General features: G+C 74.1%; 2 protein-coding genes. Both read left to right on the forward strand.

Going from position 1 to position 7973, the window contains the following annotated elements; all coding sequences use genetic code 11:
• The coding region (locus ADY01_RS29340) for a hypothetical protein (RefSeq protein ID WP_049579532.1) at positions 1-315 on the forward strand (315 nt) is incomplete at its 5' end.
• A 59-nt stretch (positions 316-374) separates the two neighbouring features.
• Positions 375-7973, forward strand: a 7599-nt coding sequence (locus tag ADY01_RS29345) for a type I polyketide synthase (protein WP_049579533.1), incomplete at its 3' end; no start/stop codon positions are given.

Below are 7973 nucleotides of genomic sequence, written 5' to 3' on the forward strand. Positions count from 1 at the left end.
GGCGAGGAACTGGCCCCGCTCCTCGCGGCCCCACCCACCGGCACGGACACCCGCGGCGCCCCCGGCCCTCTCGGCGCCCAGGACACCCAGGACGCCCTGGACGCCCTGGACGCCCTGGATGCCTTGGACACCCTGCCGGTCGGAGACCTCGGCGAGGCGGAACGCGGCGCGGTCGCCGACCGGCTCGAACACCTGGTGGCGAGGCTGCGCTCGGCCGACGGCGTCCCCACCGGAACGTCGACCGACGAGGACATCGCCAACGCCACGGACGACGAGCTGTTCTCCCTCATCAACGAGGACCTCGGCCTCTCCTGACCGCCGCCTCGGCCCCGCCGCCCCGACCGCACCTGCCCGGATCCGCCCGAAGAGGACAGATGTCGAACGAACAGAAGCTCCGCGACTATCTGAAGCTGGTCACCACCGACCTGCGTCACACCCGCGAGAAGCTGCGCGACGTCCAGGCGGCGGACCGGGAGCCCATCGCCGTCGTCGGCATGGCCTGCCGCTACCCCGGCGGGGCGCGGTCGCCCGAGGAACTGTGGCGGCTGGTCGCCGAAGGGCGGGACGCGATCACCGACTTCCCCGCCGACCGCGGCTGGGACGTGGAATCCCTCTACGACCCGGACCCCGACACGCCCGGCACCTCCTACACCCGCGCCGGTGGATTCCTCGGCGACGTGGGCGACTTCGACGCCGAGTTCTTCGGGATCTCGGCGCGCGAGGCGCTGGCGATGGACCCGCAGCAGCGGCTGCTCCTGGAGACCTCCTGGGAGGCGATCGAACACGCGGGCGTCCGCCCCGAGTCCCTGCACGGCGAGCCGGTCGGCGTCTTCGCCGGCGTCGCCTACAGCGACTACGCCACCGACCTCGCCGAGACCCCCGCCGAACTGGAGGGCTACCTCGGCAGCGGCAGGTCGGGCAGCGTCGCCACGGGCCGCGTCGCCTACACCTTCGGCCTTGAGGGCCCCGCCGTCACGGTCGACACGGCCTGCTCGTCGTCCCTGGTCGCCCTCCACCTGGCGTGCCAGGCACTCCGCAAGGGCGAGTGCACCATGGCGCTGGCGGGCGGCGTGACGGTGATGTCCACGCCGGGGATGTTCGTGGAGTTCAGCAGGCAGCGCGGTCTTTCGGCCGACGGGCGGTGCAAGGCGTTCGGCGCCGGCGCGGACGGCACCGGCTGGGGCGAGGGCGTCGGGGTGCTGCTGCTGGAGCCGTTGTCGGACGCGCGGCGCAACGGTCACCGGGTGCTGGCGGTGGTGCGCGGCAGCGCGGTCAACCAGGACGGCGCCAGCAGCGGCCTCACGGTGCCCAGGGGCCCGGCGCAGCAACGGGTGATCCGCGCGGCGCTGGACAACGCGGGCCTGGCGGCGGGCGAGGTGGACGCGGTCGAGGCGCACGGCACGGGCACGACGCTGGGCGACCCGATCGAGGCACGCGCCCTGCTCGCCACCTACGGTCAGGACCGTCACGTCGAACGGCCGCTCTGGCTGGGGTCGTTGAAGTCCAACATCGGCCACACCCAGGCCGCATCCGGCGTCGCGGGCGTCATCAAGATGATCGAGGCCATGCGGCGCGGGACCCTCCCCATGACCCTCCACGCCGGGACGCCCACCTCCCACGTGGACTGGGACGCGGGCGCGGTGCGGCTGCTGACCGAGTCGGTGGAGTGGCCCGATACCGGCCGCCCACGCCGCGCGGCCGTGTCCTCGTTCGGCGTCAGCGGCACCAACGCCCACGTCGTGCTGGAACAGGCCCCGCCGGACGGTGAGGCGGGGGACCGGGCGGGGGAGACCACGGCGCCGCCCGTGGTGCCGCTCGTCCTGTCGGCGAAGAACGAGCCCGCCCTGCGCGCCCGGACGGAGCGCCTTCGCGCCCACCTCCTGGCCCGGCCGCACCTCGACCTCACGGACATTGCCTTCACCCTGGCGACCGCACGGTCCGAGTTCGCCGAACGGGCGGTGGTGCTGGGGCCGGACACCGTGGTGGGTGAGGTGGTGCCGGGGGCCGACCGGGTGGTGTTGGTGTTTCCGGGCCAGGGGTCGCAGTGGGCGGGCATGGCGGTGGGGTTGCTCGATGCCTCGCCCGAGTTCGCGGAGGAGATGGCCGCCTGTGAGAGGGCGTTGAGTCCTTTTGTCGACTGGTCGCTCTGCGAGGTGCTGCGGTCGGAGGATGCCGGGTGGCTGGAGCGGGTTGATGTGGTGCAGCCGGTGTTGTGGGCGGTGATGGTGTCGCTGGCCGGGTTGTGGCGTTCCTACGGTGTGGAGCCCGCAGCCGTGGTCGGTCATTCGCAGGGGGAGATCGCCGCCGCCTGTGTCGCGGGTGGGTTGTCGTTGGAGGACGGCGCTCGCGTCGTCGCTCTGCGGAGCAGGGCGTTGCTGGCGCTGTCCGGCAAGGGTGGGATGGTGTCGGTCGCGGAGCCGGTGGCCGAGGTGGAGGAGCGCATCGCCGCGTGGGGTGGGCGGTTGTCGGTGGCGGCGGTCAACGGGCCGCGGGCGACGGTGGTTTCGGGTGAGCCCGGGGCGTTGGACGAACTCCTGGCCGTCTGTGAGGCGGAGGAGGTCCGGGTGCGTCGTATCCCGGTGGATTACGCGTCGCATTCCGCTCAGGTGGATGGTCTGCGGGAGCGGATCCTGACGGATCTGGCGCCTGTCGTGCCGCGTTCGGGGTCGGTGCCGTTCTACTCCACGGTGACGGGTGGGGAGTTGGACACCGCGGGTCTGGACGGGGCGTACTGGTTCGAGAATCTGCGCGGCCGGGTGCGGTTCGACGAGGCGGTGCGTGCGGCGCGGGCGGACGGGCACGGGGTGTTCGTCGAGGCCAGTGCGCATCCGGTCCTGACGATGGCGATCGAGGATGCCACCGCGATCGGCTCGTTGCGGCGGGGCGAGGGCGGGATGGACCGTTTCGTGGCCTCGCTCGCCGAGGCGTGGGTGCACGGCGTTCCCGTCGCCTGGGACCGCGTGTTCGCCGGTGGTCGGCATGTCGATGTGCCGACCTACCCCTTCCAGCGGGAACGGTACTGGCTGACGGCGAGCGGTTCCGCCCCCGTCGGCGGCGGCCTGGACGGGACCGGGCACCCGCTGCTCGGCGCGTGGGTCGGCCTGGCGCAGTCCGAGGGCTTCCTCTTCACCGGCCGCCTCTCGCTCGGCGCGCAACCCTGGATCGCCGACCACGCCGTCAACGATGTCGTCCTTCTCCCCGGCACCGGCCTCCTCGAACTGGCCCTGCGTGCCGCCCACGAGGCGGGCTGCGAGACCGTGGAGGAGCTGACCCTCGACGCGCCCCTCGTTCTCCCGGCCCAGGGTGAGCTGCGACTTCAGGTCGAACTCGGCCCGCCCGACGACCACGGCCAACGCGAACTGACCCTCCACTCCCGGCTGCCCGACGAGAGCGGCCCCGGCGGCTGGATCCGCCACGCGACCGGCCTGGTCGGCCCCGCGCGCCACGAGCTCCCGGCCGCCGAGGACTTCACGCGGTGGCCACCCCCCGACGCGGAGCCCGTCCCGACCGAGGGCCTCTACGAGCGCGCCGCCGCGCTCGGCCTGCGCTACGGCCCGCTCTTCCGGGGTGTCAGGGCCGCCTGGCGCCGGGGCGACGAGCTGTTCGCCGACGTTCGGCTGGCCGAGGAACTGCGCGGCGAGGCCGATGCCTACGGTGTCCACCCCGCCCTCCTCGACGCGGCGCTGCACGCCGTCGGCCTCGGGCCCGCCACCGACTCCGACCAGGTGCGGCTGCCGTTCTCCTGGCACGGCGTCACCCTCCACTCGGCCGGGCCGTCCGCGCTGCGAGCCCGCATCTCCTACCACTCCGGCGACTCCGTCGCCCTGGCCGTCGCCGACGCGTCGGGCAGGCCGGTCGTCTCCGTCGAGGCGCTGCTCACGCGGCCGGTCGACGCCGAACGGCTGCGAGCCGCCGGCCGCCAGGGACACCAGGCGCTCCACGAGGTCGTGTGGCGCCCCCTGCCGCCGACCGGTGGCGCGAACGGTGGGGTCGCGACCGGCGACGAGCCGCCGACCCACGCCGAGTTCCGCGCGCCCCGGCACGACGACGCCGACGCGGCGATCGCCGCCGTCCATGGCCTGGCGGGGCGTGTGCTGGTGGTGGTGCGGGAGGTGTTGGAGCGGGGTGGTCGGCTGGTGGTGGTCACGGGTGGTGCGGTGGCCGTGGGTGCGGAGGGTCGGGTGGTGGATCCGGCTGCTTCGGTGGTGTGGGGTCTGGTGCGGTCGGCGCAGGCTGAGCATCCGGGTCGTTTCGTGCTGGTGGACATGGACGCGGACGCGGACACGGACATGGCCGATGAGGTGCTGGCGGGTGTGCTGGCGTCGGGGGAGTCGCAGGTGGCGGTGCGCGAGGGGCGGGTGTTCGTTCCGCGTCTGGAGCGACTGCCGGAGGTCGTGGGCGTGGTGCCTCCGTTCGATCCCGAGGGGACGGTTCTGCTCACCGGCGGAACGGGCACCTTGGGCCGCGTGACGGCTCGGCACCTGGTGACCGAGCACGGTGCCCGGCATCTGCTGCTGGTCTCCCGGAGCGGCGACGAGGCCGAGGGCGCGCGGGAGTTGGTGGCGGAGTTGACGGCGCTGGGGGCCTCGGTCACCGTGGCGGCCTGCGACGCCGCCGACCGCGACGCGCTCGCCGAACTGCTGGCGGCGCCGACCCGCCCCCTGACGGCCGTCGTCCATCTGGCCGGGGTGCTGGACGACGGGCTGGTGGAGTCGCTGACCCCCGAGCGGCTGGAGCGCGTGCTGCGGTCGAAGGTGGACGCGGCCTGGCATCTGCATGAACTCACCGCGGGCCTGGACCTGGCGGCGTTCGTGCTGTTCTCGTCCGCGGCCGGGGTGCTGGGCAGCGCGGGGCAGGCGGCGTATGCGGCGGCCAACGCGGCGCTCGACGGCCTCGCGGGCTTCCGGCGCTCCCAGGGACTTCCGGCGGTGTCGCTGGCCTGGGGCCTGTGGGCCGAGCGCAGCGCGATGACGGGTGGGCTCGGCGAGACCGACCTCGCCCGCATGAGCCGCGGCGGCATCAAGCCGCTCACCACCGCCCAGGGCCTCACGCTTCTCAGCGCCGCCCTCGGCAGCGACCGCGCCTGCCTCGTCCCGGTGGCGTTCTCCCGCACCGGGCTCCAGGAGCGCGCCGCGGCCGGTCAACTCCCGCCGCTGCTGAGGAGCTTGGCCCCCGTCGCCGTGCCCTCCGGCACCGCCGCACGCGGGAACGGCGGCCTCGCCCGGCGGCTCGCCGAGCTGCCGGAGGCCGAACGCCCCCGCGTGGTGGGCGACGTGGTGCGGGAACACGTCGGTCAGGTGATCAAGCACTCCGCGCCGCGGTCGATCGCGGGCGACCGCGCGTTCAAGGACCTGGGCTTCGACTCGCTCACGGCCGTCGAACTCCGCAACCGCCTCAACGCCGAGACCGGCCTGCGCCTGCCCACCACCCTCGTCTTCGACCACCCCACCCCCGAGGCGCTGGCCGCGTTCGTCCTGGAGCAGCTGTCCGACGCGCCAACCGTCGGCGGCGCCCGCTCCGCCACCCCGCGCCGACGGGCCTCGGCCGTGGACGAGCCGGTGGCGATCGTGGCGATGGGCTGCCGTTATCCGGGTGGCGTGGCCTCGCCGGAGGATCTGTGGCGGCTGGTCGCGGAGGGCGGCGATGCGGTGTCGGGGTTCCCGGTGGACCGCGGCTGGGACGTGGACGCGCTCTTCGACCCGGATCCGGAGCGGTCGGGCACGTCGTATGTGCGGGAGGGCGGGTTCCTGCATGAGGCGGCGGAGTTCGACCCGGGGGTGTTCGGGATCTCGCCGCGTGAGGCGCTGGCGATGGACCCGCAGCAGCGGCTGCTGCTGGAGACCTCCTGGGAGACCTTCGAACGGGCGGGCATCGACCCGTTGTCCCTGCGCGGCAAGGACATCGGCGTCTTCGCGGGCGTGATGTACCACGACTACGCCTCGCGACTGCACGAACTCCCGGACGCGGCCGAGGGGATGGAGGGGTATCTCGGCAGCGGGAGCGCGGGCAGCGTGGCAACGGGCCGCGTCTCCTACGTCTTCGGCCTCGAAGGGCCCGCGGTGACCGTGGACACGGCCTGCTCCTCGTCGCTGGTGGCGCTGCACCTGGCGGCGCAGTCGCTGCGCACGGGCGAGTGCTCGATGGCGCTGGCAGGCGGCGTGACCCTGATGTCCACGCCCGGCCTCTTCGTCGAGTTCAGCCGCCAGCGGGGGCTGGCGCCCGACGGGCGGTGCAAGCCGTTCGCGGCGGCGGCCGACGGCACGGCCTGGGCCGAGGGCGTCGGGATGCTGCTGCTGGAGCGGTTGTCGGACGCGCGGCGCAACGGTCACCGGGTGCTGGCGGTGGTGCGCGGCACCGCCGTGAACCAGGACGGCGCGAGCAACGGGCTCACCGCCCCCAACGGCCCGTCGCAGCAACGGGTGATCCGCGCCGCGCTGGCCAACGCGGGCCTGCCGGCCGGTGAAGTGGACGCGGTGGAGGCGCACGGCACGGGCACGACGCTGGGTGATCCGATCGAGGCGCAGGCGTTGCTCGCCACCTACGGGCGGGACCGCGAGGCCGAACGGCCGCTGTGGCTGGGGTCGTTGAAGTCGAACATCGGGCACGCCCAGGCCGCCGCGGGTGTCGGTGGTGTGATCAAGATGGTGCAGGCGATGCGGCACGGCGTGCTGCCGCGCACGTTGCACGTGGACGAGCCGTCGCCGCACGTGGACTGGGACGCGGGCGAGGTGTGCCTCCTGACGGAGGCCATGGACTGGCCGGAGACCGGCCGCCCCCGCCGCGCGGGTGTCTCCTCGTTCGGCATGAGTGGCACCAACGCGCATGTCGTCCTCGAACAGGGGCCGCCGGAACGGGAGAACGCCGAGCGGCGGCACGCCGACCGCCTGCCCGTGGTGCCGTTGGCGGTGTCGGCCGCGGACGAGGGGGCGTTGGACGCGCAGGTGGCGCGGGTGCGTGGCCTCGCGTCCTCGGTGGACGTGGGATGGACGCTGGCGACCGGTCGGGCGGCGCTGGACCACCGTGCGGTGGTGCTGGGTGGGGACGAGGTGCGGGGCCGGGTGGTGCCCGGTGCTGGCCGGGTGGTGCTGGTGTTCCCGGGGCAGGGCTCGCAGTGGGCGGGCATGGCCGAGGAACTGCTCGACGCCTCACCGGAGTTCGCCGAGCGCATCGCCGCGTGCGAGGAGGCGCTCGCGCCGTTCGCCGACTGGTCGCTGTCCGGGGTGCTGCGCTCGGAGGACGAGGGGTGGCTGGAGCGGGTCGACGTGGTGCAGCCGGTGCTGTGGGCGGTGATGGTGTCGCTGGCCGGGCTGTGGCGCTCCTACGGCGTGGAGCCCGCCGCCGTGATCGGCCACTCCCAGGGCGAGATCGCGGCCGCGGTGGTGGCGGGTGGTCTGTCACTGGAGGACGGCGCTCGCGTCGTCGCGCTGCGGAGCAGGGCGTTGCTGGCGCTGTCCGGCAAGGGTGGGATGGTGTCGCTGGCGGAGCCGGTGGCCGAGGTCGAGGAGCGCATCACCACGTGGGGTGGGCGGTTGTCGGTGGCGGCGGTCAACGGGCCGCGCGCGACGGTCGTTTCGGGTGAGCCCGGGGCGTTGGAGGAACTGCTGGCCGCGTGTGAGGGGGACGGGGTCCGGGCTCGGCGCGTTCCGGTGGACTACGCCTCGCACTCGGTCCAGGTGGACGAGCTGCGCGACCGGATCATGAGCGACCTCGCCGGTCTCGAACCCCGGTCCGCCGCCGTCCCCCTCTACTCGACGGTGACGGGTGGTCGGGTGGACACGGCGGGGTTGGACGCGGGGTACTGGTTCGAGAGTCTGCGGGGGCGGGTGCGTTTCGAGGAGGCGGTGCGGGCGGCTCGGGCGGACGGGCACGGGGTGTTCGTCGAGTCGAGTGCGCATCCGGTGCTGGTGCCGGGCCTGGACGAGGTGGCGGCGGTGGGGTCGTTGCGGCGGGGTGAGGGGGGCCTGGACCGTTTC

Origin of the sequence: Streptomyces sp. SBT349 (assembly GCF_001083795.1) — a bacterium.
Lineage (GTDB): Bacteria > Actinomycetota > Actinomycetes > Streptomycetales > Streptomycetaceae > Streptomyces.